Consider the following 25403-nt stretch of genomic DNA (forward strand, 5'->3'; position numbering starts at 1 on the left):
TTCTAATATGATTTACAATTTGATGTTTATAAGTTCACTTTTGTTCCAACACGCTCTCCCGTTGCAACCTTTAAAAGGTTCCCCGGTTTATTCATGTCAAAAACTATAATTGGTAATTCGTTTTCCTGACTCAAGGTAAAGGCTGTTGTATCCATAACTTTCAGGCCTTTTTTAATTACATCTTCAAATGTAATAAAATCGAATTTAGTTGCTTCTTTATTTTTTTCAGGATCTGAAGTGTAAATTCCATCTACACGGGTACCTTTTAGAATAACATCAGCTTTAATTTCAATAGCTCTAAGAACAGCTGCAGAATCTGTTGTGAAATATGGATTTCCTGTTCCACCTCCAAAAATTACCACTCTTCCTTTTTCCAGATGTCTTATCGCTTTGCGACGAATAAATGGTTCTGCTACTTCATTAATTTTAATAGCAGATTGCAATCTGGTTTGAATATTTGCATCTTCAAGGGCGCTTTGTAAAGCAAGTCCGTTTATTACGGTTGCGAGCATTCCCATATGATCACCCTGAACACGATCCATACCGCGACTTGCCCCGGCAACTCCTCTAAAAATGTTTCCTCCACCAATAACAATCGCTACCTCAACACCTTTATCTACTACAGATTTGATTTCTGCGGCATACTCTGCCAGTCGCTCGGGATCAATGCCATATTGGCGGTTTCCCATTAAAGCTTCTCCTGATAGTTTTAAAAGTATTCTTTCGTAGTGCATAGCTGCTTTTTAATAATCGTTGCAAATATAGCTAATATCTGAATTTGTGAAATATAAAGCGACTATTTTGAAAATCATTCAGAGACTTTAATTATTTATTAACGTGAGCCGGCAACTATTCAAGCTGTCATGCAAATGTAATGGCCGGATTTTTGATATCTTTAAAGCTCAGAAAAACCGACAAAATTTAAAATCATGTTAGGATATTATATAATTGCAGGACTTATTTTTCTAGTAAGTATGTTTGTGAGCAACAGGCTCAAGAGTAAATTTAAGAAATATTCGAAGGTTCATCTTCAAAATGGGATGAGCGGAAAAGAGATCGCAGAAAAAATGCTTCGTGATAATGGAATTACAGATGTTGAGGTAATTTCTACACCCGGAATGCTTTCAGATCATTATAACCCTTCGAAGAAAACAGTAAATCTTAGTGAAGGGGTGTATTCTCAAAGAAATGCCGCAGCCGCAGCAGTGGCAGCACACGAATGTGGTCACGCTTTACAGCATGCGAAGGCTTATAGTTGGTTGCAAATGAGAAGTAAATTGGTGCCGGTGGTAAGTGTAGCTTCTAAATTTTCGCAATGGGCCATTTTTGGAGGTCTAATTCTTATGTCCATGGTTGGGGTAGGAGTAGGTCAAACTGTGTTGCTTATTGGAATAATTATGTATGGAATGGGGACGCTATTCAGTTTTATCACCTTGCCTGTAGAATACGATGCGAGTAACAGGGCGCTGGCATGGCTGGAAACCGAGAATATGCTAACTTCTGCAGAGCATGATGCAGCTGAAGATTCTTTAAAATGGGCAGCCAGAACCTATGTGGTTGCTGCGGTTGGTTCATTGGCAACCTTGCTTTACTTTGTAGGGATTTTTATGGGAAGGGATTAATTTATTTACTTAATAATTAAATAGAAAAGGCTGTCTAAAAAGTACTTTTTTCGTCAAGCTGAACTTGTTTCAGGATGACGTTTTCACTACTTTTTAAACAGCTTTTTTTTATTTAGATCTTGATCTGTCTGTCGATCTGTTGATTTAGAGAAATAAAAGTTTCTGTTCTTGAAACCCCTTCTATCGCCTGAATATTCTTATTTAGAACATGCATTAAATGCTCATTATCGGTACAAAGGATCTTTAAAAATATAGACCAGTTCCCGGTGGTATAATGACATTCTATAACTTCGGGTATTTCACTCAGTTGTTTTACTGCCTGGGGATTACTAACGGCTTTATCAAGGTAAACGCCCACAAATGCCATCGTCTTATATCCTAGTAATCTAGCATCCAGCATCATCTTGGAGCCTTCAATTAATCCTGATTTCTCAAGTTTCCGTAAACGCTGATGCACAGCAGCCCCGGTGATTCCGATATTTTTAGCGATCTCTAAAATTGGTTTTTTAGCATCTTTCATAAGGAAATTGAGAATAGTTTTATCAATTCCATCCAGCTTAACATTATCATTAACTATCTTCATAGGATTTTTTTTGGTTGATAAGCTAAAATACGAAAAATGCTTTCCAATTCTAATTGCCTACCTCTCCAAATGGGTTATATCCCAGGTATTCTGTTTCTTTCTCTTCAAATTTGATATTATATTCCTCAAGTTTACTTAGTAGAGGTTCATAAACCTCTTTCCTAATAGGAAGTTGAACTCCGGGAGTTTTAATTTCATCATTCAAGATCATAATGGTAGCCATTGCCACCGGCAATCCCACAGTTTTTGCCATTGCAGTTTTAGATTGATCTTCTCCTTTGTGTACCATGGTAGAATCTATCTGTTTTCTCTCTCCATTTAATTCGTAACCGAACTTATGGTACATTACGATCATGTCTTTATCATCATGAGATAATGACCACTTATCCATTAGTATTTTCTGAAGAGCCTGCGCCGGGGTAGCATTTTTGATCCCTATATTCTTATTAGGATTGAAAAGATCTAATTCAATCAATTTTTCCCACATAATATCATCTTGATCTATCTTTAGATTGTGACGAACTTTCAATTCCACAGAATCACTTGGTGAATACGGAAGGAAAGAGTTTATAAAATCACGATAACTCATATTTTCAGAATCTTCCATAGAGAAAGAATCATCGGTCATTCCCAATTGAACAAACATATTCCAGGCACGGCTAAAACCAACCTTTCTAATAGTGCCCCTGTATAAAGTCAATACATCATCCAATCCATAAATACTTTGATATTTCAGGGAGTTTCTATTGGCGTAACCTTCAAATCTTCCATGGCCTTCGATCTCAAGAAATTCAGTTCTTCTGAACAATCTCTGGTAGGGAATATATTTATATTTGCCTTCCTGGATAAATTCGGCAACACCACCCTGACCTGCGACAACCACATTTCTTGGATTCCATGTAAATTTATAGTTCCATAGATTGTTGTCACTTTCAGGAGCAACCAGTCCGCCGGTAAAAGATTCAAACAATAAAATTTTACCGCCCTTGTCACGAATTCTATCAATCACTTGCATAGCACTCATATGGTCTATGCCGGGATCTACTCCAATCTCATTCATAAAAACAAGACCTTTAGCTTTTACTTCCTCATCAAGTTCTTGCATTTGATCACTTATATAGGAAGCGGTCACCATGTTTTTGCCAAATTTCAGACAATCCTGGGCTACCTCAATATGAAATCTTGCCGGAAGCATGGAAATAATAATATCAGCTTTCTTAATTGCCGGCTCTCTACTTTCGGCTTTAAAAACATCAAGTTCGAAAGCTTCGCACTTTGGATGATTGTTGCAGGCTTTTTTTGCATTTTCAATATTGATATCTCCAATTCTTAAAAAAAGATCTTCTTTGTCGGCCTGTTCTAACAGGTAATTAATGAGAACAGAAGTAGATTTTCCCGCTCCCACAATTAAAATTTCTCGCATAAATTAAGTTAGTTTTGTGTAGTTGGACGAATGTATTAAAACTTTGAGTCAAATAAAATTGAAAGTATGAAATGAGTATAATTCGGAATATGATATAAATACCGATAAATTTATGAGAATTGCATACTACCATTATAAAACAATACGTATCTACCTATGAATAGAAAATTTTTAATTGCCGGAACAGTATTTGGGTCATTTGCCGTAATTCTTGGTGCTTTCGCTGCACATGGGTTAAAAGGATCTATTTCTCTTGAGTCTCTTAGGTCTTTTGAAACCGGAGTTAGATTTCAAATGTATCATGCTTTATTGTTACTAATTATAGGATCCTTAAAATCTTTGCAGGAAAGAGAATTAAACATCGTGTTTTATCTTATTTGTATTGGGATAATCCTTTTTTCAGGTTCTATCTATCTGTTGTCCACCGGTTCTATGTTTGGTGTAGATTTTACTCCTTTTGCGTTATTGACTCCTTTAGGAGGAAGCCTTTTAATCATTGGCTGGATCATACTACTCCTGAAATTCATAAAGTTAAAAAAGAAATAAATTGATTCTGTTTAGCGTTTTATCTACATAAGATTTTTACTTTTGTACGCCTAAACAAACAACAGAATTGATTTTTTATGGTCGATAACACCCAAATTACGAAAACGATTTCGTTAGAGGATTACGGGATCAAAAATGCCACAGTACATTATCAGCTTTCTCCGGAAGAATTACACAACAAAACTATAAAGCTTGGTCAGGGAGTTGAAAGCTCCTCTGGAGCTTTGGCTGTCAACACTGGTGAGTTTACAGGAAGATCGCCAAAAGACAGATTTATAGTAAAAGATGAGGTAACTAAAGATAAGGTATGGTGGGGAGATATTAATATTCCATTTGATACGAAAAAATTCGATAGTCTTTATAATAAGGTTGCCGAATATCTTGGGGATAAAGATGTGTATGCAAGAGATGCTTATGCTTGTGCAGATGAGAAATACCGATTGAATATTAGGGTTTTAAACGAATATCCGTGGTCAAACCTTTTTGCATTCAATATGTTTTTACGTCCTGAAAATCAAGAACTGGATAATTTTAAAGAAGATTGGTTGGTTCTGAATGCTCCAGGCTTTAAGGCCAATCCAGAAGTAGATGGTACAAGACAGGAAAATTTTGCTATTCTTAATTTTAGCAAAAAGATCGCTTTAATTGGTGGAACCGGCTATACCGGAGAGATTAAAAAAGGAATATTTTCTGCTTTAAATTTTGTGCTTCCCGTATACGAGAACACCTTACCTATGCATTGTTCAGCAAATGTTGGAGAAGATGGTGATACCGCAATTTTCTTCGGGCTGTCTGGAACAGGTAAAACTACGCTTTCTGCAGATCCTGAAAGAAAACTTATTGGAGATGACGAGCATGGGTGGACTAAAGAGAATACCATTTTCAATTTTGAAGGTGGATGCTATGCTAAGGTGATCAATTTATCTGAAGAGAACGAACCTGATATTTATAAGGCGATTAAACCGGGAGCTATTCTTGAGAATGTTGCCCTGGATGCTAACGGTGATGTAGATTTCGAAGATGTAACCATTACTCAGAATACAAGGGTAAGTTATCCGATAAACCATATTAACAATATTCAAAAACCTTCAACAGGGGAGAATCCAAAAAATATTTTTTTCTTAACGGCAGATGCATTTGGAGTACTGCCTCCTATTAGTAAGCTTACACCAGGACAGGCTGCATATCACTTTATTAGTGGATATACTGCAAAGGTGGCTGGAACTGAGGCAGGAGTAGATGAGCCTGTACCAAGTTTTTCAGCTTGCTTTGGAGCACCTTTTATGCCGCTTCATCCTACAGAATATGCAGAAATGCTTAGTAAGAAAATGAAAGCTGCAGATGTAAATGTTTGGTTGGTTAATACAGGTTGGACAGGTGGTCCTTATGGTGTTGGAAGCAGAATGAAGCTTAAATATACCCGGGAAATGATTAGTTCTGCCTTAGAAGGGAAGCTGGAAAATGTGGACTATGAGAAGCATAACATTTTCGGGCTGGAAATGCCAAAAACTTGTGAAGGGGTGCCTTCGGAAGTATTAAATCCCAGAAATACCTGGAAAGATCAGAATGCTTACGATCTTAAAGCAAAAGAGCTTTCAAATTTCTTCAGAAAGAACTTCAGGAAATTTGAAGAATATGCGAACGAAGAGATTATGAATGGAGCTCCAGTAGAGTAATTTTAAGTTGTTAGATGTTGAAATGAAAAATCCGGTCAATATTAATTGACCGGATTTTTTAATTTTATAAAAAGCTAAGTAAGATTACTTTTTATTAGCCTCACTGATGTATTTATTGATTGCCATGGTCATGCTTGGAGTCTCAGGCGTTGGAGCTTTAATGTTGCAAACAAGTCCATGCTCTTTAGCTGCCTTAATGGTAGTATTCCCAAAAACCGCAATACGGGTATCATTTTGTTTGAAATCTGGAAAGTTCTCAAAAAGCGATTTAATTCCACTAGGGCTGAAAAACACCAATATATCGTACGTAACATCTTTTAAGTGGGAAAGGTCGCTTACCACCGTTCTGTAAAAAACAGCTTTTTTCCATTCAACACCTAGTTTATTCAATGTCTTTGGTACATCTGGCTTAAGCATATCTGAAGAAGGTAATAGAAATTTTTCATTCTTATACTTCTTGATCAAAGGAGCCAATTCAGCAAAGGTTCTTTTTCCAACGTAAATCTTACGTTTTCGATAAACCACATATTTTTGCAGATAATAAGCTACCGCTTCACTCAAACAAAAATATTTTAACGAATCAGGTACTTTATAGCGCATTTCTTCAGCAATTCTAAAGAAGTGGTCTACAGCATTACGGCTGGTAAGTATAATAGCCGAGTAATCTGAAAGATCGATCTTTTGCTGTCTTACTTCTTTCGAAGGTACGCCTTCAACATGAATAAAGGGTATGAAATCAATTTTAACTTTTTGTTTCTCCTCTAGCTCAAAATAAGGTGAATTTTCGACCTTAGGTTCAGGCTGGGAAACCAAAATTGTTTTCACTTTCATATATAAAACTTTATTAGATTCTAATTAGTTTGTAATTAGCTTATACAAAATAATATAAGGGGCGATTTCAAGTGCGCAAAGGTACAAAATAAAATAGAACCAATTGGCGCTAAGTACATTTTGATTTTTTTTGAAGATAATAATAAGTGCAATAGTGTTAGCGATAATTGCTGAAACTCCTACCAGCCCTATAAGTAATGCGGTTGGATTAATAGTATAAATTAAAAGTAACGAGACCGATAACAGGAAAAGAGATATAAAGTTTCGGTAACTAAATTTTTGAAAGAGATAGTAGTCTATCTTCTCATCGAGATCAAAAATATTCCCTATGATCTTCTCTACTCCGGCCTTAATGAGAATTAGACAAAAGTACGCCGTAAAAATACGAATGTAGATAATTAAATCTGGGTCTGAAATATTGAAAAAATAGGTGTAGGCGATATATAGAAACACAGAAACGGCTAAAGCCTGTATCAATAATAATAAAATGTTAAAAGGATGAAAAGCTTTATTCTCTTTTCCTTTAAAGGCTATAAATTTGCCGGAGTTCAGGAGGGATATAAATTCCTCGAATCGTTGTGGGAATAATAATTTTGCAAGAACCAGAAGAACAAGACATGCCAGGAAAATAATGGTAATCCAATCCTGAAATTCATAAATTCTTTCTGTGGCCTGCATGAAATAAATTTTTACAAATGTAAAATTTTGACCATTATTCCTGCGACTTAGTTTAAAGTTTTGAAGTTTTAATTTGCATACATTTGTGCAAAATATTTGGGAATGGTAAATGGGATAATTATTATACCCACCTTTAATGAAATTGAGAATATAGAACGCATTATAAGAAATGTGTTTTCTCAAAGACGCAAATTTCATATTCTGGTAGTAGATGATAATTCTCCCGATGGAACCGCAACCCGGGTAAGAACATTACAGGCTGAATTTCCTGAAAGATTGTTCCTTGAAGAGAGAGTTGGAAAGCAGGGGCTTGGTACCGCTTATATTCATGGATTTAAGTGGACCTTACAGAGAGATTATGAATATATCTTTGAAATGGATGCCGACTTTTCCCATAATCCGAACGATCTCGTAAGATTATACAATGCCTGTAAAAGGGATGGAGCAGATGTTTCAATAGGTTCCCGGTATATTACAGGAGTGAATGTGATCAACTGGCCCATGAACAGGGTCTTGATGTCCTGGCTGGCATCCAGGTATGTGAGATTTGTAACAGGAATGGACGTTCAGGATACTACGGCAGGGTTTGTATGTTATAAAAGAAAAGTGCTGGAAAGAATAAACCTTAATAAAATACAGTTTGTTGGTTATGCTTTTCAGATAGAGATGAAGTTCAAAGCTCATCTTCATAATTTTAAAATATTGGAAGTTCCGGTGATATTTACCGATAGAACCCGCGGAACTTCTAAAATGAGCGGCTCCATAATTTCTGAAGCCGTTTTTGGGGTAATTAAAATGAAGCTTAAAAGTCTGTTTAACAGGAAAAAAGTCTAATGAAGAAGGTTTTAATCAAGAACGCAAAGATTGTAAACGAAGGAAAAATTATTGATGGTGACGTATTTATAGAAGACGGGATCATTTCTGAAATTTCTGAAAGTATTAGTGCTAAATCTCCCGATGTAAGCATTTTTGATGCTGAAGGGACGTATCTCTTACCCGGTCTTATAGACGACCAGGTACATTTTAGAGAGCCAGGCCTTACCCATAAAGAATCTATTGAAACTGGTTCTAAAGCAGCTGTTGCTGGTGGAATCACTTCATTTATAGAAATGCCGAATACTTTACCTCAAACTACCAATATGGAAGAATTAGAGGAAAAGTTTAAGATAGCTTCAGAAACCTCATACGCCAATTACTCTTTCATGTTTGGCGGCACGAATGATAATCTTAGCGAAATTGAAAAAATAGACCCTAAGAATGTTGCTGCTTTAAAATTATTTCTTGGCTCATCTACCGGAAATATGCTTGTAGATGACGAAAAGGTGCTGGAACAAATCTTTAAAAAATCACCGGTTCTAATTGCTGCTCATTGTGAAGATGAAGCAACTGTAAAGAAGAATTTAGAAGACTGTATAGAAAGATATGGCGATGATATTCCTATTGAGCTGCATCCAAAAATTAGAAGCGAAGAAGCATGTTATAAATCTTCATCCAGGGCAGTAGCATTGGCTAAAAAAACCGGGGCCAGGTTGCACGTTTTTCATGTTTCAACAGCCAAGGAGTTAAGTTTATTCAATAATAAGAAAGCTCTAAAAGATAAAAAGATCACTGCTGAGGTTTGCATCCATCATCTTTGGTTCAACGAATCAGATTACGCCAAAAAAGGAACTCTTATAAAGTGGAATCCTGCAGTGAAGACAAAAAAGGATCAGGAAGCTTTATTGGCTGGTTTACTGGATAATCATCTGGATGTGCTTGCAACAGATCATGCTCCTCATACAAAGGAGGAGAAGAAGAATGTATATACAAAAGCTCCAAGCGGAGGTCCTTTAGTTCAACATGCATTACCGGCTTTGCTTCAAATGCATCATCAGGGAAAAATATCTTTGGAGAAAATTGTAGAAAAAGCCTGTCACAATCCTGCAATTTTATTTCAGGTAGAGAAAAGAGGATTTATAAAGGAAGGTTATAAAGCAGATCTTGTGCTAGTAGACCTTAACTCGCCATGGGCGGTGCAACCAGATAATATTTTCTCTAAATGTCAATGGTCGCCTTTTGAAGGGACTACTTTTAAATCCAGGATAACCCATACCTTTGTTAACGGAAGATTGGTTTATAAGAACTTCAAGCATACCTCATTTACTAAAAACGCCGAAAGATTAAGCTTTGATCGTTAATTTCAGAAATATCATTGTTTCATTTTTAACTTTGATCCTGCTAGGTTCCTGTCAGGATTTGAAAAAATCTGAGAAGCCGAAAGACCTTATTCCTGAAGCAAAAATGATCGATGTTCTTACTGAAATTTCCCTGCTTCATGCAGCAAGGAATTACAATAAGCAAAAGCTCGAAAATATTGGAGTAGATCCCGATACCTATGTTTACGAGAAGTTTGACATAGATAGTATGCAGTTTGAAAGAAGTAGTAATTGGTATTCAGAACAATATAACCAATATGAGGGAATCTATGATAGCGTAAAAGCCCGGTTGCAGATTATGAAGACCAGGTTAGATTCTGTTAGGGATATAGAGATAGAAATTGAAGACAGTATAAAACAGGTGAAAAAAGACTCTATAAAAGCCTTGGATTCTTTAAAAGTTGACGATTCAAAAAAAGATTTTAAAGTAGATTCATTAAAACAGGAAAAATTTGAAGAGTCATTAAAAAATAGAAAAGATAGCTTAATAGCTCCGCCGGAATTAACCGAGGATGACTCTAATTAAGGCTTTTCATTAGTATAAAAACTTGAAGTTTCTTCTAAGACCTTGCTCATAGGAGTAAATTCAAAGTTCAGCTCTTGCTTTATTTTAGTATTATCAAAATAAGTTTTTTCGTAAAGTCCGTTAATAGAATCTCTGGTGATTTGTCTTTTTCCACCAAACCAGCTTCCTATTTTCTGAAAGATCCAGCCTAAAGTGATCATCCATTTTTTGAGCTGTTTGGTTGGTTCAGATTTTCCCATATAAGTTGCTGTTTCTTTAAAGACTGTTTCAAAACTCAAATTTTCAGAAACTACTATAAATTGCTCATTTTTGATAGGTGATTTCATGAGGGCAATCATACTTTTTACTACATCTTGTACGCCAACAAATCCGGTGATTTTTGGAAAGTGATAACTTAAACCATTATCTATTTTACTAAATATTTTACCACTTCCAGAATTCCAGAATCCCGGGCCAATGATTACTCCGGGATTTATAATTACCGCATCTATTCCTTCCTGGGTGCTTCTCCAGACTTCAATTTCAGCACCGTATTTAGAAATCGCGTAGTCATTATGATTTTCCTCCGGATTCCATTTGGAAGTTTCATCGAGTTTTGAATTATTTTGATTAGATCCAATAGCGGCAATACTGCTTACATAACAAAGTTTCGAAATGTTATTGGCGATACAAAGATTTACAATATTGGCAGTTCCTTCAATATTGATCTTTCTCAGCTTTGCTTCCTTAGATGGATCAAAAGAAACTAGCGCTGCAGAGTGATATACCCGGGAAATGTCTTCAAAAGCCAGATTAAGAGAAGGAATATCATTAATATCTGCCGTCACCCATTCAATACGATTAAATAGCCTGTCGGCTTCAGCTTTATCAGAATAATAGCCAAAAACCTTTCTTACCTGACCAATATCACTAGAAGGGCGAATTGTTGCCCTAAGCTTTTCATTTTTTGCAGCCAGCTCATATAAAAGATGGGAACCTACTAAACCTGTTCCTCCGGTTACCAGAATCATGTGGTAAATATAATTAAAGCACTTAGGAAAAATAAAGCTTTATGGTATCTTTACGGCTGTTTTTATCTGAATAATTAGAATATGGAAAAGAATTTTGTTGAAGAATTAAACTGGCGTGGCATGTTACACGATTCTATGCCGGGAACAGAAGAACATCTATCTAAAGATATGAGATCAGCCTATGTTGGGATAGATCCTACGGCCGATTCACTACATATTGGTCATCTGGTAGGAGTTATGATGCTTAGGCATTTTCAACTTGCCGGTCATAAGCCTTATGCATTAGTAGGTGGAGCGACCGGAATGATTGGAGATCCGTCGGGAAAATCGGCTGAAAGAAATCTTCTGGATGAAGCTACGCTGCGACATAATCAAAATTCCCTGAAAGAACAGCTTTCGAGATTCCTGGATTTTGAATCAGATATACAAAACGCTGCTGTATTGGTTAATAATTATGACTGGATGAAAGAATTCTCATTTCTTGATTTTATTAGAGATGTGGGAAAGCATATCACGGTTAATTATATGATGGCAAAGGATTCGGTTAAAAAGCGATTATCTTCAGAATCTGCGGAGGGAATGTCATTTACCGAGTTTACTTATCAAATGGTGCAGGGCTATGATTTTTTGCACCTTTTCAGAGAAAAAAACTGTACCCTTCAAATGGGAGGAAGCGACCAGTGGGGGAATATTACTACGGGAACTGAGCTTATTCGAAGAATAGGAGATGGAAAAGGTTATGCGCTTACCTGCCCACTGATCACCAAGGCCGATGGTACAAAATTTGGTAAAACAGAAGGTGGTAATATATGGCTGGATGCTAATAGAACCTCTCCTTACAAGTTTTATCAATACTGGTTGAATACCAGTGATGAAGATGCTGAAAAATATATCAAGATATTTACTTTTTTAAGCAAAGGAGAAATTGAATCTTTAATCACGAAACACAGGGAAGCACCCCACCAAAGAGAATTACAAAAGGTTCTTGGAAAAGAAGTGACTACGATGGTACATTCTGAAGCAGAATTCGAAAATGCTTTGGCGGCTTCTGAAGTTCTATTTGGAAAAAGCACGGCAGATGATTTCAGAAAACTAGATGAGGCTACCTTCTTAGATATTTTTGAAGGTGTGCCACAAGCCGAGGTATCAATGAGCGATATTGAAGAAGGACTGGATATGATAGCTGCACTTTCTGCAAAGACCAATTTTCTTAATTCTAATGGTGAAGCAAGAAGAGCATTAAAGGAAAATTCAGTTTCTGTGAACAAGGAAAAGGTGAAAGAAGACTATACGATCACTTCTTCAGACCTTATCAATAATAAATATGTGATTCTAAATAAAGGGAAAAAGAACACTTATATTATTCACGCTAAATAAAAAATAAAAGGAGTTTTAAACTGTATTACTGGTTTTTGCGTAAATATTTGCACAGAGCAATATGGATAATTCAAAAACCGAAAATATAGTTAGCCTGATCATTATTGCCATTTCGATGGCAATAATTTTGTATCTCACCTTCTTTCATCCTCAATAATATTGTATAAATAGCAGAGTGTTGTTAAAAACGAAAGCCTTCAGAGAGTATCTGAAGGCTTCGCAACTAACTAACCAATCTAATATGAAAAATTTCACTTAGCCTGTAGATTATCAATGATTTAGTGTCATTATATTCTACACATGTTGTGTCGTAAAACTTTCTGAAACTTTACAAAAGGAGGCTCTTTTTTATAATAATAATAGGTTGCAACCTCTCACGTCACTGTTATCAAACCTTCCCAGAATTTCAATTTCATTATTTTTAATTCTTCCAAGATCCTGAGTAGCAATAAATGAGCATGAGTTGATGTTAGCAAGATCAATGACATTAATTCCTCCTGTTTTTCCTTCCGGTAGAAGTGATAAGGCGTCTTCGGGATCACGTATTAAGATATCCATCCAGCCAGGGCATTCAAAAACTCCCTTTCCTTTGGAATATGCCTGAGAAAGCAATTCAGTCATTCCATATTCGCTATGGATATTTTCTATTCCAAACCCCTTTTTTAAATGCTGGTGTAATTCTTCACGTATCATTTCCTTACGACGTCCTTTCATGCCGCCGGTTTCCATGATAATGGTGTTTTTTAACCTAAACCTTCTTTTTTCAATAAGATCCAGAAGAGCAAAAGAAACACCTATTAAAAAGACTTTTTTTCCGCCTGAATCCAGCTGCTCTAGTTTTTCAGAAAGTGAATCAAGGTCATTCAAATAAAAACCACTTTCTTTATTTCCTGAACTTTTAATAAGATGATCTGCCATATAGATTAATGAAGATCCTTGCCGTTCCAGATAAGAAGGCAATAGAGCGAGAAAAATATAATCGGAAGGCGCACCATAGAATTTGATGAAAGTTTTTAAGAAGCTTTTCTCATAAAGGCGAAGATCGGTAACATGATGTTTACTGGTTACAGTTCCGGTTGTTCCACTGCTTGAAAAAATTGTTTGAGGAGTTCTCGTATCACTTACAATATTTTTAGTTTTAAAGAATTCAATAGGCAGGAAAGGTATATCCTGAATTTTATTTACAACTCCAGGTGTCTTATGTAAAAGTTTAGAAAACTGCCTGTAAATAGTATTATTATTGAACTGGTATTCAAATACCTCTAATGCCAGAGACTCAAACTCATTTTTATCTGAGATCTCAAATATTCTTTTTTCGAGCATATGCAGAAGTGGAATTTTTATCAAAATTAAGGAATAAAAAAAGCCTCTGAAAAAGAAGCTCTGTAAAAAAGTAAGACGTTAAAATTTATTTTACCACTAGTTTACGGGTAGCTTTCGCTTTTCCTTCTTGTATTTTTAAGATATAAATTCCGGGTGTTAATGTAGAAACATCCATTTCGCGTCCTCTTAAACGAGTTTTTTGAACAGGTTTTCCCAGTACATTGTAAATCTCAATGATCTTATCTTCATTTTTAGTAGAAGAAATATAAACCTTTCCTCCGGTCACAGGGTTAGGATAAATAGAAAGACCATCGATAGGAATTTCAGTTCGCTGCGGAACACGATCAGATTCCTGAGCACTTACCGGAGCGGCAATTATCAGGAAACAAATAAGAAAAAAGGAATATAGGTACTTTTTCTCCATTCTTTAGGATCGAGGTTTAAACAAAACTACAAATAAAAATTCAAAAATCCTGCCATAATTTTTAATTGATAAAATAAAAAAAAGGCTTGCACGTTGCAAGCCCTTATTTTTAGGTTAATTATTGATATTCAAATTATTACAAGTACGCGGTATAATTAATTTACCCAGTTAAACATGTTAACATCAACGGTAGCTTCAGCATTATACGCGGCTGTTTTATTTACAATAACTCCATCTACTGTAATCCCGGAAAGATCTGTCCTGTTATCATCGGTAATGTCAATTATAGTTTCGTAACCGGTTAGAGAGAGCCCTTCAATTTCAGCTCCAGAAGTAGATTTAAACTGTAATGCAGTTCCACCTTTTGTAGAAACGGCCGTAAAGTTGATAATCTTAGGCATGGCATTTCTCTTATCTGCTTCAATAGCAGTAGAGAAGTTTTCTATAGTATGGCTTACATAGGTATTTTCAATCGTGCCATTCCATCCTTCCGTCCAGTCTACCGCATCATCTTCATTATTTTCCAGATATACATTTTTTGCAGATACAGTTCCGCCAAAAAATTCAACTCCGTCATCGGCACCATTCATAATGGCAATATTTTCGATAGTAGTTCCAGATCCAACGGCGTAAAGGGAAAGGCCATTATACTGTGATTCAGAATTAATCGAAGCTCCGGCATCCTTTAAGATAAGGTAGTTGATAGATCCTGAGTTGTCATCATCTGTTTCACCTCCGTAAATAATTCCGCCTACTTCAGCTGTAGCATCTACGCCAGCATCAGTAGAAGCATTACCAGCGATCACAAGACCGCCCCAGCTTCCAGCTACACCAGAAGTAGAAGACATTACCACAGGGTTGCTTTCAGTTCCCTGAATGTCTATCATCCCGCCTCTTTGTACGACGATATAAATGCTAGTAGCATCAGTTTCGGCGTCACTTCTAGCAGTAATCTGAGTTCCAGCAGGGATTGTTAGAGTTCCACCATCTTCAATAGATACGGTGCTGCTTATTACATATTGGTTATTAGCACTAAGAGTTAAATTACCTTCAATACTAGAAGGCAATACAGAAACCTGCCCTCTATTTGAGATCCAATCGAACATAGAGACATCTACCGTTGGATCTGCAGAGTAATCCAATGTTAGATCTGCAGTAGCACCATTTAATACAATTCCTGAAAGATCTGTTCTGGTTTCATCTGCGATATCTACAGCATTGTCATATCCAGAAAGAGAGAGGCCTGTAATTGTAGCACCAGAGGTCGCTTTAAATTGCAAAGCAGTTCCTCCGGTAGTAGATACAGCAGTAAAGTTGCTTATGATCGGATTTCCATTTTCTTTATCAGCTTCGATGGCAGTAGAAAAGTTCTGAATGGTATGCAGAACATATACGTTATCCAGAGACCCATTCCATCCTTCAGTCCAGTCCACGGCATCATCTTCGTTGTTTTCAAGATAAAGATTAGTGGCAGAAACAGTACCACCAAAGAATTCTACTCCATCATCAGCACCATTTATTAAAGCTATGTTTTGAATAGATGTTTCTGAACCTACAGCGTAAAGGGATAGTCCGTTGAACTGGGATTCAGAATTAATAGAAGCTCCAGCATCAGAAAGAACCAGGTAGTTAATAGAACCTGAATCATCTGAAGCATCTTCACCTCCATAAATAATTCCTCCTACTTCAGCAGTAGCGTTTCTTCCTGCGGCAGTGGGAGCGTTTCCGGCGATGATCAAACCTCCCCAGGTTCCAGCTTGTCCATTAGAACGCATAATAACAGGAGCAGATGAAGTTCCCTGAATCTCTATCTGACCTCCTTTTTGAATTACTATATAAACATTTGTTGCATCGCTCTCATCAGTATCGGTATCGGCTATAATTTCAGTTCCAGCAGGAATCGTTAAAGTAGCTCCCGACTCAACAGATAATATTCCTGTTAAGCTATAAGTTTCTGAAGAATCAAGCGTTCTATCTTCATCTACAGAACCGTTAAGCTTGGTGTCCCCCGATGGGATTGGTGGTTCATTGTCTGATGGGTCAATAGGCTCAATATTATTATCGCTACTACAGGATGTTGCCAGCATTCCCATAGTAATTGCAGACATTAACAGTAATTTTTTTAGGTTTTTCATAATCTCAATTTTAAAATTCAATGGTTTAATATTGGTTTGTGGTTTAATAATATTTGGTTAAAAACTATAGTTTACTCCTAGGCTTATTACAGCTCCACGATTATAAGATCTTACTGTTTGATTGGATTCATCTATGTTTCCTGAAATTGGTCTTATCGCCTGGAACCTTTCAATCTCCGGGTTAAGTAAATTTTGACCTCTAAACTGAAGCTCCCAACCGTCATTAAGTTCTTTAGACATGATAAGATCCAGGGTTACAAATCCTTTTTCAATGATCTCATCGTTATATTGAATATCAATCTGGTCCAGTCTCTGACTTTCAGGGTTTCCTAAAGCAAAAATTTTATCTGAAGCGTAAGCTCCTACAAGCGTTGCCTGGAAAGGTTTTTCAGTTTCTGTTGAAACATTTACTGAAGCATTGAAGATCCAGTCTGAAGCTCCCTGAAGTCCTATTTCATCTTTCCTATTATAGCGGAAGGTTCTAATAAACTTCCCTGCATCGTCATATACATCCTTAAGATCCTGAGAATGCCACATTCTAGTCACATTCCCTGATACTGAGAGGTCAAGACCTGCTTCGTTTTTATTTTCGATCACATCCATTCTGGCTTCTAGCTCCAATCCATAAATGTTAGCTTCTTCTCCTGCATTGAAATAGGAGAATACAGGAGCAGATCCCCTCTCTCTGGCTTTGTTGATGGGATTATCAATTTTCTTATAGAATCCGGTTAATGAAATCAATTCTCCGGAGCTTGGGAAAATTTCATATTTAAGATCCAGGTTCGTATTTGTGGAAGCTTCCAGGTCTGGGTTACCCCTTGTAACCAGGCCTGTTTGGGAAACATATTCAAAAGGTGCAATTTCCTTAAATTCAGGAAAAGTAATCGTTCTACTTGCTGCCAGTCTAATGTTAGAATCTTTGCTAGGAGAGAATCTAAAATTGATACTTGGATAAATATTGTCGTATGATTTATACACGAAATTTGGAAGATTTGATGGGTAGTTGTTCACATCAAATATTACATTGATATCATCTTGTTGAATCCTAGCGCCAAGGTTTACATTCCATTTTGTATTCCCATAGTTGAAAAAAGTAAAACCCGCAATAGATTCCAGACTACCTTCGTAGATATCAGGGTTAAGTACATTAAAAGCAAGAGCTCCTGAGTTGAAGTTTTCAGTAGTGAATATCCCGCTAAGATTATCAATAGAAGTAGGGTTTATAGTATTATAATCTCTTTCTTCGGTTCCAAAGAATCGAGAATAGAAATCCCTTTGCTTATTACGATAGTTCCCTCCAATTTTTACGAATAACTTCTTTTCAGTTTCATCCTCCTGAATAAAATTATATTGATTTTCTATTAATCCATTGAATTCGATATCATCAATCTGCTGCACAGATTTTCTTTGCTGATAAGCGTTTGTTTCACCAAGTAGAATTGGCTTTGTAGGATGAATGTTCACTTCGTTTCTAATACGGTTAGGCTCATCGGCATCTACCATATTATAACCTGCAGCCCATTCAAGTTCATTTTTGCCATCCCATAGTTCATGGAAACCATGCAGCTGGTTTACCCATAACCTTGTTTGTTTGGTATTCTGGTCACGAACAAACTGGTTGAAACCATCTCCTCGATCACTTTCCTCAAAAACAACGCCTTCACCGTTTCTTCCTCCTTCAAAAACTTCATCTGAGACTTTATTGATGAATAAGCTGGTTGCTTTAATCCTGTTATTATCGTTTATCTCATAACCCAGATCTAAGAGAGCCGTGTTATTATCGGTCTTTTTGTAATTGGTAGCATCGGTAAAACCATCTTCAAAATCGTTGTTACGATAGTTAGCGAAAGTTCCTTCATTATATTCAAAGGAAGAAGAATTTGAAGCGGTAAGTAAAATTCTGAAATCTCCAAATTCTTTACCGGCAGTAAGCGCATACCTCCTATTAATTGGAAGAACTGCTTCTCCCGGATCCCAATCCTGATTATTTAAAGAAAATCGTGTGGGGATGGCCTGATCGTAAAACCCGAAATAAACATCTTCCTGATTTGGAGAAACTTTAAAATCGCTAAACTGACCAATTGCGTTGGTGTTAGCGCCAAATCTTACTCCAAGATCCAGTTCACTTTTCCCTCTAAGTTCTCGGGAGGTGATATCTATATTTCCTGAAGCCTGATCTGCTGAATTTTCAGATGAATAGTTCTTACTGATCCCTATATTCTGAATAACCCTTGTAGGGAATAATCCAAGGTCGATATTCTTACGTTCTACATCGTCTGAAGGAATTGGAAGTCCGTTTAAGGTAGTATATAAATAACGGTCACCTAAACCTCTAACAAAAATATCTCCGGAAGCTTCACTACTTGTAACTCCAGAAATCTTTGTAGTTGCTGTCGCGGCATCGGATACTCCTAATTTGGCTAATTCCTGAGCTCCGATGCTTTCTTTTATATCCACAGAGTTTTTCTGATCAATTAACAGGGCTACTTCAGAATCCCTTCGCAAAACAGTAGTGATTACAACTTCATCCAAAGCAGCTGCACTGGAACCAAGATCCGTATTTACTTCGGTTACTTTTCCGGCTTCAACAACTACAGCTGGTACTTCTAATGTTTCATATCCTATAAAGCTGAATACAAGTGTATAGGTTCCGGGCTGTAACTTATCTAATAAATAAAGACCATCATAATCTGATGTGGTGCCCTTGGTAGATCCTTTTATTAATACGTTTGCAAACGGGAGAGGTTCTCCGCTCATTTCGCGGTCAGAAAGTTTTCCGGCGATAGATCCGGTGGTGTCCTGAGCCTGAATTACACTCACAATAAGTAGGAATGTTAGTAATAAAAAATTTTTCATTTTGCTTTGCTATAATATCTCGCTGCAAATTAACGGCGAAGACCTTTGGCCGATGTTATCTAAGGATTAATGGTTTGTCATTAAAGGGTTAGTTTAATGTTACTAATGTGTTAAGGCGTTTATAGTTCAAATTATTAGTTAATTTTATGGGCTCTTAACCATATCTTAATTCGTTATGAAGAAAAAAGACATTCAGATTTTATTAGTTGATGATGAGCCGGATATCCTGGAAATAGTGGGTTATAACCTTTCTTCAGAAGGTTATAGTGTTATTACTGCAGATAATGGTGCAGATGCTGTGAAAATTGCTAAGAAAAAGAAACCACATCTTATAATCCTTGATGTGATGATGCCAGAGATGGATGGGATTGAAGCTTGTGAACAGATTAGAAAAATGCCAGATATGGAGGGCACTATTATTACCTTTCTTACTGCGCGTGGTGAAGATTATTCCCAAATGGCAGGATTTGATGCCGGAGCCGATGACTACATTACAAAACCTATTAAGCCAAAAGTTTTGGTTAGTAAGGTGAAAGCTCTATTAAGAAGGTATCGGGAAGAAGACACGTCATCTAATATTGTGAAATTAGGTGATATTACCATTAATCGTGAAGAATATAAGATCGTGCAAAATGGGAATGAGATGGCGCTGCCTCGCAAAGAATTTGAGCTGCTCTCATTATTGGCTTCAAAACCCGGAAAGGTTTTCAAAAGAGAAGATATTCTTGATAATGTATGGGGGAATGATATTGTAGTAGGAGGCAGGACTATAGATGTTCATATTAGAAAACTCCGGGAAAAAATTGGCGACGATAAAATCAAAACTATCAAGGGAGTTGGTTATAAGTTTGTTGTTTAATGGCACAAAAATTCAAACGTTCATATAGATTTGCTCTTAGAACTGCCCTTTACATAAGTGTTTTTCTAAGTGTGATCATGGGGCTTTTTGCTTTTTTTGAGGTTCAATCTATATGGGTTTCACTATTTATTTTTGCCATTTTCTGTTACTTTTTTTCTTTTTTAATTATTCAATATAGAGTAGAGCGTTTTATTTATAGAAGAATAAAGAAGGTGTATGATAATGTCTCTTTGCTGGATTCAAAAACACTGAGTCCCAATCAAATCACTACAGATATGTCCAGTCTTACCCGTGAGGTAAAGAAATTTGCTGAAGACAAAAAACTGGAGATTGAAACATTAAAGGTGAGGGAAGGATATCGAAAGGAGTTTATGGGAAATGTTTCTCATGAGTTAAAAACACCCTTGTTCACTGTTCAGGGATATATTCTCACACTCCTGGATGGCGCTCATAAAGATAAAGTTATCAGAAAAAAATATTTAGCGAGAGCTAATAGAGGTGTTGAGAGACTTATTTATATTGTAAAAGACCTTGATATGATCACCAAACTTGAAACTGGCGATCTTCATTTGCGTTATGAAACTTTTGATATTGTAGAGTTAATTCAGGCTTCATTTGATCTTCTTGAAATGAAAGCAGCTAAAAAGGAAATTACGCTAACTTTTGATTTTGATTATGAAGAGCCAATCTATGTGAGAGCCGATAGGGAAAGAATTCAGCAGGTACTTACCAATCTTATTGTTAATTCGGTTAAATATGGTAAGAAAGGCGGGACTACGGAGATTAGTATCGAAAATCTAATTAAAAATAAAGTGATAGTGAGGTGTACCGATAATGGTGAAGGAATTGAGAATGAAAACATTCCTCGTTTATTCGAACGTTTCTATCGCGTTGATAAAAGCGGTTCCCGTAAAGAAGGAGGCTCTGGCCTTGGACTCTCCATTGTAAAACATATCCTTGAAGCTCATAAAGAGAAAATTTATGTTGAAAGTGTCTTTGGGGTTGGAAGCGAATTTTCATTCACGCTCGAAAAAAGAAAAAAGATCCCTGAAGACAGTGTGATTCCCGAAATCACTTAAACCTTTATAATCTTCAATCCTTTTTAACTGAGTCAAATCAAATTTTTCCTGTTTGCAAAAAGGAGCAATCCCTAGTTTTTCAAGTCTTTTTGCCAGATATTCCTGTTCTTTTTGCCCCGGGGTAGGAATAAAAAATGCCTTTTTATGCAATTTAGCAAGATCCATCAGGGTAGTATAACCAGATCTGGAAATAATATATTTACTTGAATTTATAGCTTCTTCAAGAGCTTTTCCGTAGAGATAATTCTTGATTTCAATAGTTGTATCCGGTAAATTTAATTTCTCTTCTGAAATTACTCCGCGAATAAAAAGTATTCGGGCTTCATATTTTTTGAGTTTTTTCAGTAAAATAGATTCAAGGATGCTTCGCTGAGGTTCAGGACCGCTTAACAATACTAGAAAATCATATAATTCAGGAGTTCTTCTTTTTTCCAGTCTGCTTAGTAGGCCAATATATTTTACATTCTTTGGCTTCATTTTGGGATGTCCTAAAATACCACTTAGGTTGCTTTCTTTCTCAACATCCGGTACCCAGCATTGATCAAATTTGCCAATATATTGCTGATGTATATAGCTGCTTAAAAACGAAGTGCTTCCACTAAGAACATTCAGCTGATGGGTGATAAATACATTTTTTTTCAGCTTTTTACTTCTTACACCAAAACGATTATCTGAAATAATCCCCTGAATATTATAGCTTTCAACTATTTTGCTGGTGAGTTCGTTTTCCTCTCTTATAGCCTTCAGGATCTTTGGGCTATCCTTGATCATTTTCCATTTAAGATATCTTCCATTTTTAGAGTACTGAATATTATAGGAAGGAAGTTCAATATGATTTAAACCTGGAAATTCCTTTTTTAAAAGTTCAAGAGCCTGCCCGTCTGAAGCTATAATGGGTTCAAAATCATTTAGCTGAAGCTCTTTTATTATTGGAATACACCGGGTAGCATGACCTAATCCCCAATTGAGTATGGCCACCAATATTCTCTTCTTTGACATTTTACAAATATAATCTTATAGACAGGTGGTTGATTTTCTTTAATTTTACCAAAATATCAATTTTTAGTGGGAAGTAAGAATAAACTCAGACGCTTTAAAGAAAACGAAAAATTCGAAAATGTTATCCAGCCTTCCAGGGAAGAGCTTACAGATAATGTATTCGAACTAAAAGGAAAATGGAGCGAAAATTTTTTCAAAAATGATCATCCTATCGTTCTTGAACTAGGTTGTGGAAAAGGCGAATATACGGTGGAATTAGCCAGGAAAAATCCCGATAAGAACTTTATAGGGATAGATATAAAAGGAGCCAGGTTCTGGCGTGGCGCAAAAACAGCTTTAGAAGAAGGTCTGGATAATGTAGCTTTTATTCGTACTCAAATTGAACTTATAGAGTATGTTTTTGCTACTAACGAGGTTAGTGAGATATGGATCACTTTTCCCGATCCTCAGATAAAATATAAGCGAACAAAACACAGATTAACAAATACTGATTTTCTTCAACGATATAAAAATGTTTTGAAGCAAGACGGGATTATGCATCTAAAGACAGATTCAGAATTCATGCATGGGTATACGTTAGGGCTTTTACATGGTGAAGGGCATGAAATTTTATATGCTCATCACGATATTTATAAAAACGAATATTCTCCAAAAGAGGTGACCGGGATACAAACTTTCTACGAAAACCAGTATCTTGAAAATGGAAAACCAATTACGTATATTCGATTCAAGATTAAATAAGGGCTATTGGAAGAAACAAAACTTTTCCTAATTACTTACCTGGCTGCTTTTATTGGAGTAGTTCCACCCGGTTTGGTAAATATGACCGTTGCCAAAACCTGTGTTGAAAAAGGTAAGAAAAACGGACTCTATGTAGCCATAGGTGCAGGGATTGTTATTCTAATTCAAGCCTTTATAGCAGTACTACTGGCAAAATATATTTTTGATCATCCTTTCGTACGGAAGATGCTTTTAAGAGCAGGTTTAGTAGTATTCTGTATTCTGGCAGTTTATTTCTTCATCCAGGCAAGACATAAAAGAGGGATTAGGCATAATCGTCAAAAAGCCAATGCAAATAGTATTTTTAAAGGAATGCTCATTGCTGCCCTAAACGTTTTTCCTATTCCTTATTTTGTAGCTATTGCCGGAGCCATGGATATTAGTGGAGGAGAGATGGAATACCCCTGGTCTTTAATTATTTCTTTTGCAGCAGCAGCCTGTTTGGGGAGTTTTACCTCCCTTTACCTTTATGTGGTCCTTTTTGATAAAATTGAAAAGAAGGCTGAATCGTTTGCGAAATATTCTAATTATTTTATGGCCGGTTTAATGTTGGTGCTTATTGTAGTTGCGCTTATAAGAATATTCAATACATAGCTTTGAGTAATAATTCCGGATTTTTTGAGAGAGTTTATGAAGTTTGCAGGCTTATTCCTGAGGGCAGGGTGACTTCCTACGGAGCGATCGCTAAATATCTGGGAGCTGCCAAAAGTGCAAGAATGGTGGGTTGGGCTATGAATTCTTCTAAAAAACTAGAAGATGTTCCCGCTCATAGAGTGGTGAATAGAAAAGGCTTGCTTACAGGGAAAAGTCATTTTGGAGGAAGCAATGCCATGCAACAGCTACTTGAAGAAGAAGGGGTAGAGGTAATAGAACTTCAGATCCTTAATTTCGAAAAGTATTTCTGGGATCCTATGAAAGAACTTTCCCGGGATTTGTAGGTTTTTTCTAATTATAATTTCCAACTATTACCGCATAAATCTAAAATGGCTAAATTCTTCGTATTCTTAGCTTTTCCAACTATATTTGCGTTTAGAATCAGTCTATATAAGCTAAAGAATCTGATTAAAATTCCTATATGAAATTAGACAGAAAAGAGATTTTAAAAGCACTGGAAACCATATCTGTAGCAGGTGAAGGAAATAATATGGTGGAGAGTGGTGCAGTTCAAAATGTAATGACTTTTGCAGATGAAGTGGTAGTAGATCTTGTACTTAGTACTCCTGCTCTTCATATCAAAAAGAGAGCGGAAGTGGATGTTATGAAAGCCATCCATGAGAAAGTGTACGAAAAAGCAAAAGTTAAAGTAAATATTAAAGTTCAGGCTCCGGAAAAAAAGCAGCCTGAGATCAAAGGAAAAGCTATTCCCGGGATTAAGAATATTATTGCGGTTGCTTCAGGAAAAGGGGGAGTAGGGAAATCTACGGTAACCTCAAATCTTGCGGTAACACTTGCTAAAATGGGGTTCAAAGTGGGAATCCTTGATGCAGATATTTATGGTCCTTCTACCCCCATGATGTTTGATGTGGAGGCTGAAAGACCTCTTTCGGTTAATGTGAACGGGAAATCCAAAATGAAGCCTGTTGAAAATTATGGTGTAAAGATCCTTTCTATAGGGTTCTTTACAAAACCAAATCAGGCGGTGGTATGGAGAGGTCCTATGGCCGCCAAAGCACTTAACCAAATGATCTTTGATGCAGATTGGGGTGAGCTGGATTTCATGCTGGTAGACCTTCCTCCGGGAACAGGTGATATTCATCTTTCTATCATGCAATCACTACCTATTACGGGATCTGTGATCGTAAGTACTCCGCAAAATGTTGCCTTAGCCGATGCAAAGAAAGGGGTGGCTATGTTTCAGCAGGAGAGTATTAACGTTCCTGTACTTGGTATCATAGAGAATATGGCCTATTTTACTCCGGAAGAACTACCGGAAAATAAATATTATATTTTCGGACAGGAAGGAGCTAAAAATCTTGCAAAAGATTTAAAAGTACCTTTCCTCGGAGAAATTCCTTTAGTTCAAAGCCTGAGAGAATCGGGAGATATTGGCAGACCTGCAGCGCTTCAAACAGCAACTCCATTGGAAAAAGCTTTTGAAGATATTACCAGAAATATGGTGCAGGAAACCGTAAATAGAAACAAAGATCTGCCTCCAACAGAAGCTATAAAGATTACCACTATGGCAGGATGCAGTGCTGTTAATAAAAAATAGATGACGAGCGAAGAAGTTAAAATGAATGTTGAAAAGGCTTTGGCCGAGATTCGTCCATTTCTGGAAAGTGATGGAGGGAATATTTCCCTGGTTTCCATTGAAGATGATCGCCTGGTAAAAGTGCAATTAGAAGGTGCCTGCGTTGGTTGTACAGTAAACCAAATGACGCTGAAGAGTGGAGTGGAAATGACTATAAAAAAATATGTACCTCAAATTGAAAAGGTAGTAAATATTGAAAGATAGTACCAGCCTTTTAATTGAATTCAAAC

Annotated in this window: 25 protein-coding genes; 14 read left to right on the plus strand and 11 right to left on the minus strand. The window is 36.5% G+C overall.

The window, feature by feature from the left end; genetic code table 11:
* Positions 1 to 26 precede the first annotated feature (26 nt).
* Positions 27 to 734, minus strand: coding sequence for a UMP kinase (gene pyrH, locus GFO_RS00495; RefSeq protein WP_011708027.1), 708 nt, complete (start codon positions 732 to 734; stop codon positions 27 to 29).
* Positions 735 to 929: 195 nt separating this feature from the next.
* Here pyrH and GFO_RS00500 point away from each other — a divergent pair, with 195 nt between their 5' ends.
* Positions 930 to 1622, plus strand: a complete 693-nt coding sequence (locus GFO_RS00500) for a zinc metallopeptidase (RefSeq protein ID WP_011708028.1) — start codon at positions 930 to 932, stop codon at positions 1620 to 1622.
* Between the two features lie 112 nt (positions 1623 to 1734).
* Here the strand turns inward: GFO_RS00500 and GFO_RS00505 are convergent, their stop codons facing one another.
* A complete protein-coding gene (locus GFO_RS00505; RefSeq protein ID WP_011708029.1) occupies positions 1735 to 2205 on the minus strand; it encodes an Lrp/AsnC family transcriptional regulator in 471 nt (156 codons plus the stop codon).
* A 49-nt stretch (positions 2206 to 2254) separates the two neighbouring features.
* On the minus strand, positions 2255 to 3628 hold the full coding sequence (locus GFO_RS00510; protein WP_011708030.1) for a saccharopine dehydrogenase family protein: 1374 nt from the start codon (positions 3626 to 3628) through the stop codon (positions 2255 to 2257).
* Positions 3629 to 3784: 156 nt separating this feature from the next.
* Here GFO_RS00510 and GFO_RS00515 point away from each other — a divergent pair, with 156 nt between their 5' ends.
* Together GFO_RS00515 and pckA are read left to right on the plus strand one after the other, a co-directional pair.
* On the plus strand, positions 3785 to 4174 hold the full coding sequence (locus GFO_RS00515; RefSeq protein ID WP_011708031.1) for a DUF423 domain-containing protein: 390 nt from the start codon (positions 3785 to 3787) through the stop codon (positions 4172 to 4174).
* Between the two features lie 77 nt (positions 4175 to 4251).
* On the plus strand, positions 4252 to 5850 hold the full coding sequence (pckA, locus tag GFO_RS00520; protein ID WP_011708032.1) for a phosphoenolpyruvate carboxykinase (ATP): 1599 nt from the start codon (positions 4252 to 4254) through the stop codon (positions 5848 to 5850).
* Between the two features lie 84 nt (positions 5851 to 5934).
* Here the strand turns inward: pckA and GFO_RS00525 are convergent, their stop codons facing one another.
* Positions 5935 to 6681, minus strand: coding sequence for a uroporphyrinogen-III synthase (locus GFO_RS00525; RefSeq protein ID WP_011708033.1), 747 nt, complete (start codon positions 6679 to 6681; stop codon positions 5935 to 5937).
* Between the two features lie 24 nt (positions 6682 to 6705).
* A complete protein-coding gene (locus GFO_RS00530) occupies positions 6706 to 7359 on the minus strand; it encodes a DUF4271 domain-containing protein (RefSeq protein WP_011708034.1) in 654 nt (217 codons plus the stop codon).
* A 102-nt stretch (positions 7360 to 7461) separates the two neighbouring features.
* On the opposite strand from GFO_RS00530, the gene GFO_RS00535 reads away from it, so the two are divergent.
* Genes GFO_RS00535 through GFO_RS00545 form a run of 3 tightly spaced genes read left to right on the plus strand, consistent with a single transcriptional unit; the run spans position 7462 to position 10080 of the window.
* Entirely contained in the window at positions 7462 to 8193 is a 732-nt protein-coding gene (locus GFO_RS00535; protein WP_011708035.1) for a polyprenol monophosphomannose synthase, read from the plus strand.
* Positions 8193 to 9536, plus strand: coding sequence for a dihydroorotase (locus GFO_RS00540; RefSeq protein ID WP_011708036.1), 1344 nt, complete (start codon positions 8193 to 8195; stop codon positions 9534 to 9536). Before GFO_RS00535 ends, GFO_RS00540 begins: the two co-directional genes overlap by 1 nt.
* Entirely contained in the window at positions 9526 to 10080 is a 555-nt protein-coding gene (locus tag GFO_RS00545; protein WP_011708037.1) for a DUF4296 domain-containing protein, read from the plus strand. The genes GFO_RS00540 and GFO_RS00545 overlap by 11 nt, the downstream gene beginning before the upstream one ends.
* On the opposite strand, the gene GFO_RS00550 is transcribed toward GFO_RS00545, so the two are convergent.
* Positions 10077 to 11090, minus strand: coding sequence for an NAD-dependent epimerase/dehydratase family protein (locus GFO_RS00550; protein WP_011708038.1), 1014 nt, complete (start codon positions 11088 to 11090; stop codon positions 10077 to 10079). The two genes, GFO_RS00545 and GFO_RS00550, sit on opposite strands and share 4 nt — an antisense overlap.
* 81 nt (positions 11091 to 11171) lie before the next feature.
* Here GFO_RS00550 and tyrS point away from each other — a divergent pair, with 81 nt between their 5' ends.
* A complete protein-coding gene (gene tyrS, locus GFO_RS00555; RefSeq protein ID WP_011708039.1) occupies positions 11172 to 12467 on the plus strand; it encodes a tyrosine--tRNA ligase in 1296 nt (431 codons plus the stop codon).
* Positions 12468 to 12815: 348 nt separating this feature from the next.
* On the opposite strand, the gene GFO_RS00560 is transcribed toward tyrS, so the two are convergent.
* From GFO_RS00560 to GFO_RS00575, 4 genes are all read right to left on the minus strand, one after another.
* A complete protein-coding gene (locus tag GFO_RS00560; protein ID WP_011708041.1) occupies positions 12816 to 13790 on the minus strand; it encodes a LuxE/PaaK family acyltransferase in 975 nt (324 codons plus the stop codon).
* Between the two features lie 85 nt (positions 13791 to 13875).
* On the minus strand, positions 13876 to 14214 hold the full coding sequence (locus tag GFO_RS00565) for a T9SS type A sorting domain-containing protein (protein WP_011708042.1): 339 nt from the start codon (positions 14212 to 14214) through the stop codon (positions 13876 to 13878).
* A 155-nt stretch (positions 14215 to 14369) separates the two neighbouring features.
* Positions 14370 to 16349: an autotransporter outer membrane beta-barrel domain-containing protein gene (locus GFO_RS00570; protein ID WP_011708043.1), complete on the minus strand. Its 1980-nt coding sequence runs from the start codon at positions 16347 to 16349 to the stop codon at positions 14370 to 14372.
* Between the two features lie 57 nt (positions 16350 to 16406).
* Positions 16407 to 19205, minus strand: a complete 2799-nt coding sequence (locus GFO_RS00575) for a TonB-dependent receptor (protein ID WP_011708044.1) — start codon at positions 19203 to 19205, stop codon at positions 16407 to 16409.
* Between the two features lie 175 nt (positions 19206 to 19380).
* Here GFO_RS00575 and GFO_RS00580 point away from each other — a divergent pair, with 175 nt between their 5' ends.
* Both GFO_RS00580 and GFO_RS00585 read left to right on the plus strand, forming a co-directional pair.
* Entirely contained in the window at positions 19381 to 20064 is a 684-nt protein-coding gene (locus GFO_RS00580; RefSeq protein WP_011708045.1) for a response regulator transcription factor, read from the plus strand.
* Positions 20064 to 21143 carry a sensor histidine kinase gene (locus GFO_RS00585; RefSeq protein WP_011708046.1) on the plus strand — a complete coding sequence of 360 codons (1080 nt, stop codon included), beginning with the start codon at positions 20064 to 20066 and terminating at the stop codon, positions 21141 to 21143. The genes GFO_RS00580 and GFO_RS00585 overlap by 1 nt, the downstream gene beginning before the upstream one ends.
* Here the strand turns inward: GFO_RS00585 and GFO_RS00590 are convergent.
* On the minus strand, positions 21081 to 22142 hold the full coding sequence (locus GFO_RS00590; protein WP_041249958.1) for a glycosyltransferase family protein: 1062 nt from the start codon (positions 22140 to 22142) through the stop codon (positions 21081 to 21083). The genes GFO_RS00585 and GFO_RS00590 overlap by 63 nt on opposite strands.
* A 66-nt stretch (positions 22143 to 22208) precedes the next feature.
* On the opposite strand from GFO_RS00590, the gene trmB reads away from it, so the two are divergent.
* The 5 genes from trmB to GFO_RS00615 all read left to right on the plus strand — a co-directional run bounded on the left by trmB (position 22209) and on the right by GFO_RS00615 (position 25377).
* Positions 22209 to 22883: a tRNA (guanosine(46)-N7)-methyltransferase TrmB gene (gene trmB / locus GFO_RS00595; protein ID WP_011708047.1), complete on the plus strand. Its 675-nt coding sequence runs from the start codon at positions 22209 to 22211 to the stop codon at positions 22881 to 22883.
* Between the two features lie 6 nt (positions 22884 to 22889).
* Positions 22890 to 23516, plus strand: coding sequence for a LysE family translocator (locus GFO_RS00600; RefSeq protein WP_011708048.1), 627 nt, complete (start codon positions 22890 to 22892; stop codon positions 23514 to 23516).
* A 2-nt stretch (positions 23517 to 23518) separates the two neighbouring features.
* Positions 23519 to 23860, plus strand: a complete 342-nt coding sequence (locus GFO_RS00605; RefSeq protein ID WP_011708049.1) for an MGMT family protein — start codon at positions 23519 to 23521, stop codon at positions 23858 to 23860.
* 137 nt (positions 23861 to 23997) lie between these two features.
* On the plus strand, positions 23998 to 25134 hold the full coding sequence (locus GFO_RS00610; RefSeq protein ID WP_011708050.1) for an Mrp/NBP35 family ATP-binding protein: 1137 nt from the start codon (positions 23998 to 24000) through the stop codon (positions 25132 to 25134).
* Complete coding sequence (locus GFO_RS00615) at positions 25135 to 25377, plus strand: NifU family protein (RefSeq protein ID WP_011708051.1); 243 nt, start codon at positions 25135 to 25137, stop codon at positions 25375 to 25377.
* Positions 25378 to 25403: the final 26 nt, after the last annotated feature.

Source organism: Christiangramia forsetii KT0803 (assembly GCF_000060345.1).
Taxonomy (GTDB): Bacteria; Bacteroidota; Bacteroidia; order Flavobacteriales; family Flavobacteriaceae; genus Christiangramia; species Christiangramia forsetii.

What these genes read in the sequence shown, in the direction of transcription:
- GFO_RS00550 (WP_011708038.1), bottom strand. Translation starts at nt 11,090, where the DNA reads ATGATTCTGGTAACCGGAGGAACAGGTTTAGTAGGTTCCCATCTTTTA.
- GFO_RS00565 (WP_011708042.1), bottom strand. Translation starts at nt 14,214, where the DNA reads ATGGAGAAAAAGTACCTATATTCCTTTTTTCTTATTTGTTTCCTGATA.
- pckA (WP_011708032.1), top strand. Translation starts at nt 4,252, where the DNA reads ATGGTCGATAACACCCAAATTACGAAAACGATTTCGTTAGAGGATTAC.
- GFO_RS00560 (WP_011708041.1), bottom strand. Translation starts at nt 13,790, where the DNA reads ATGCTCGAAAAAAGAATATTTGAGATCTCAGATAAAAATGAGTTTGAG.
- pyrH (WP_011708027.1), bottom strand. Translation starts at nt 734, where the DNA reads ATGCACTACGAAAGAATACTTTTAAAACTATCAGGAGAAGCTTTAATG.
- GFO_RS00500 (WP_011708028.1), top strand. Translation starts at nt 930, where the DNA reads ATGTTAGGATATTATATAATTGCAGGACTTATTTTTCTAGTAAGTATG.
- GFO_RS00540 (WP_011708036.1), top strand. Translation starts at nt 8,193, where the DNA reads ATGAAGAAGGTTTTAATCAAGAACGCAAAGATTGTAAACGAAGGAAAA.
- GFO_RS00580 (WP_011708045.1), top strand. Translation starts at nt 19,381, where the DNA reads ATGAAGAAAAAAGACATTCAGATTTTATTAGTTGATGATGAGCCGGAT.
- GFO_RS00510 (WP_011708030.1), bottom strand. Translation starts at nt 3,628, where the DNA reads ATGCGAGAAATTTTAATTGTGGGAGCGGGAAAATCTACTTCTGTTCTC.
- GFO_RS00575 (WP_011708044.1), bottom strand. Translation starts at nt 19,205, where the DNA reads ATGAAAAATTTTTTATTACTAACATTCCTACTTATTGTGAGTGTAATT.
- GFO_RS00525 (WP_011708033.1), bottom strand. Translation starts at nt 6,681, where the DNA reads ATGAAAGTGAAAACAATTTTGGTTTCCCAGCCTGAACCTAAGGTCGAA.
- GFO_RS00530 (WP_011708034.1), bottom strand. Translation starts at nt 7,359, where the DNA reads ATGCAGGCCACAGAAAGAATTTATGAATTTCAGGATTGGATTACCATT.
- GFO_RS00610 (WP_011708050.1), top strand. Translation starts at nt 23,998, where the DNA reads ATGAAATTAGACAGAAAAGAGATTTTAAAAGCACTGGAAACCATATCT.
- GFO_RS00570 (WP_011708043.1), bottom strand. Translation starts at nt 16,349, where the DNA reads ATGAAAAACCTAAAAAAATTACTGTTAATGTCTGCAATTACTATGGGA.
- tyrS (WP_011708039.1), top strand. Translation starts at nt 11,172, where the DNA reads ATGGAAAAGAATTTTGTTGAAGAATTAAACTGGCGTGGCATGTTACAC.
- GFO_RS00585 (WP_011708046.1), top strand. Translation starts at nt 20,064, where the DNA reads ATGGCACAAAAATTCAAACGTTCATATAGATTTGCTCTTAGAACTGCC.
- GFO_RS00535 (WP_011708035.1), top strand. Translation starts at nt 7,462, where the DNA reads ATGGTAAATGGGATAATTATTATACCCACCTTTAATGAAATTGAGAAT.
- GFO_RS00590 (WP_041249958.1), bottom strand. Translation starts at nt 22,142, where the DNA reads ATGTCAAAGAAGAGAATATTGGTGGCCATACTCAATTGGGGATTAGGT.
- GFO_RS00505 (WP_011708029.1), bottom strand. Translation starts at nt 2,205, where the DNA reads ATGAAGATAGTTAATGATAATGTTAAGCTGGATGGAATTGATAAAACT.
- GFO_RS00515 (WP_011708031.1), top strand. Translation starts at nt 3,785, where the DNA reads ATGAATAGAAAATTTTTAATTGCCGGAACAGTATTTGGGTCATTTGCC.
- GFO_RS00615 (WP_011708051.1), top strand. Translation starts at nt 25,135, where the DNA reads ATGACGAGCGAAGAAGTTAAAATGAATGTTGAAAAGGCTTTGGCCGAG.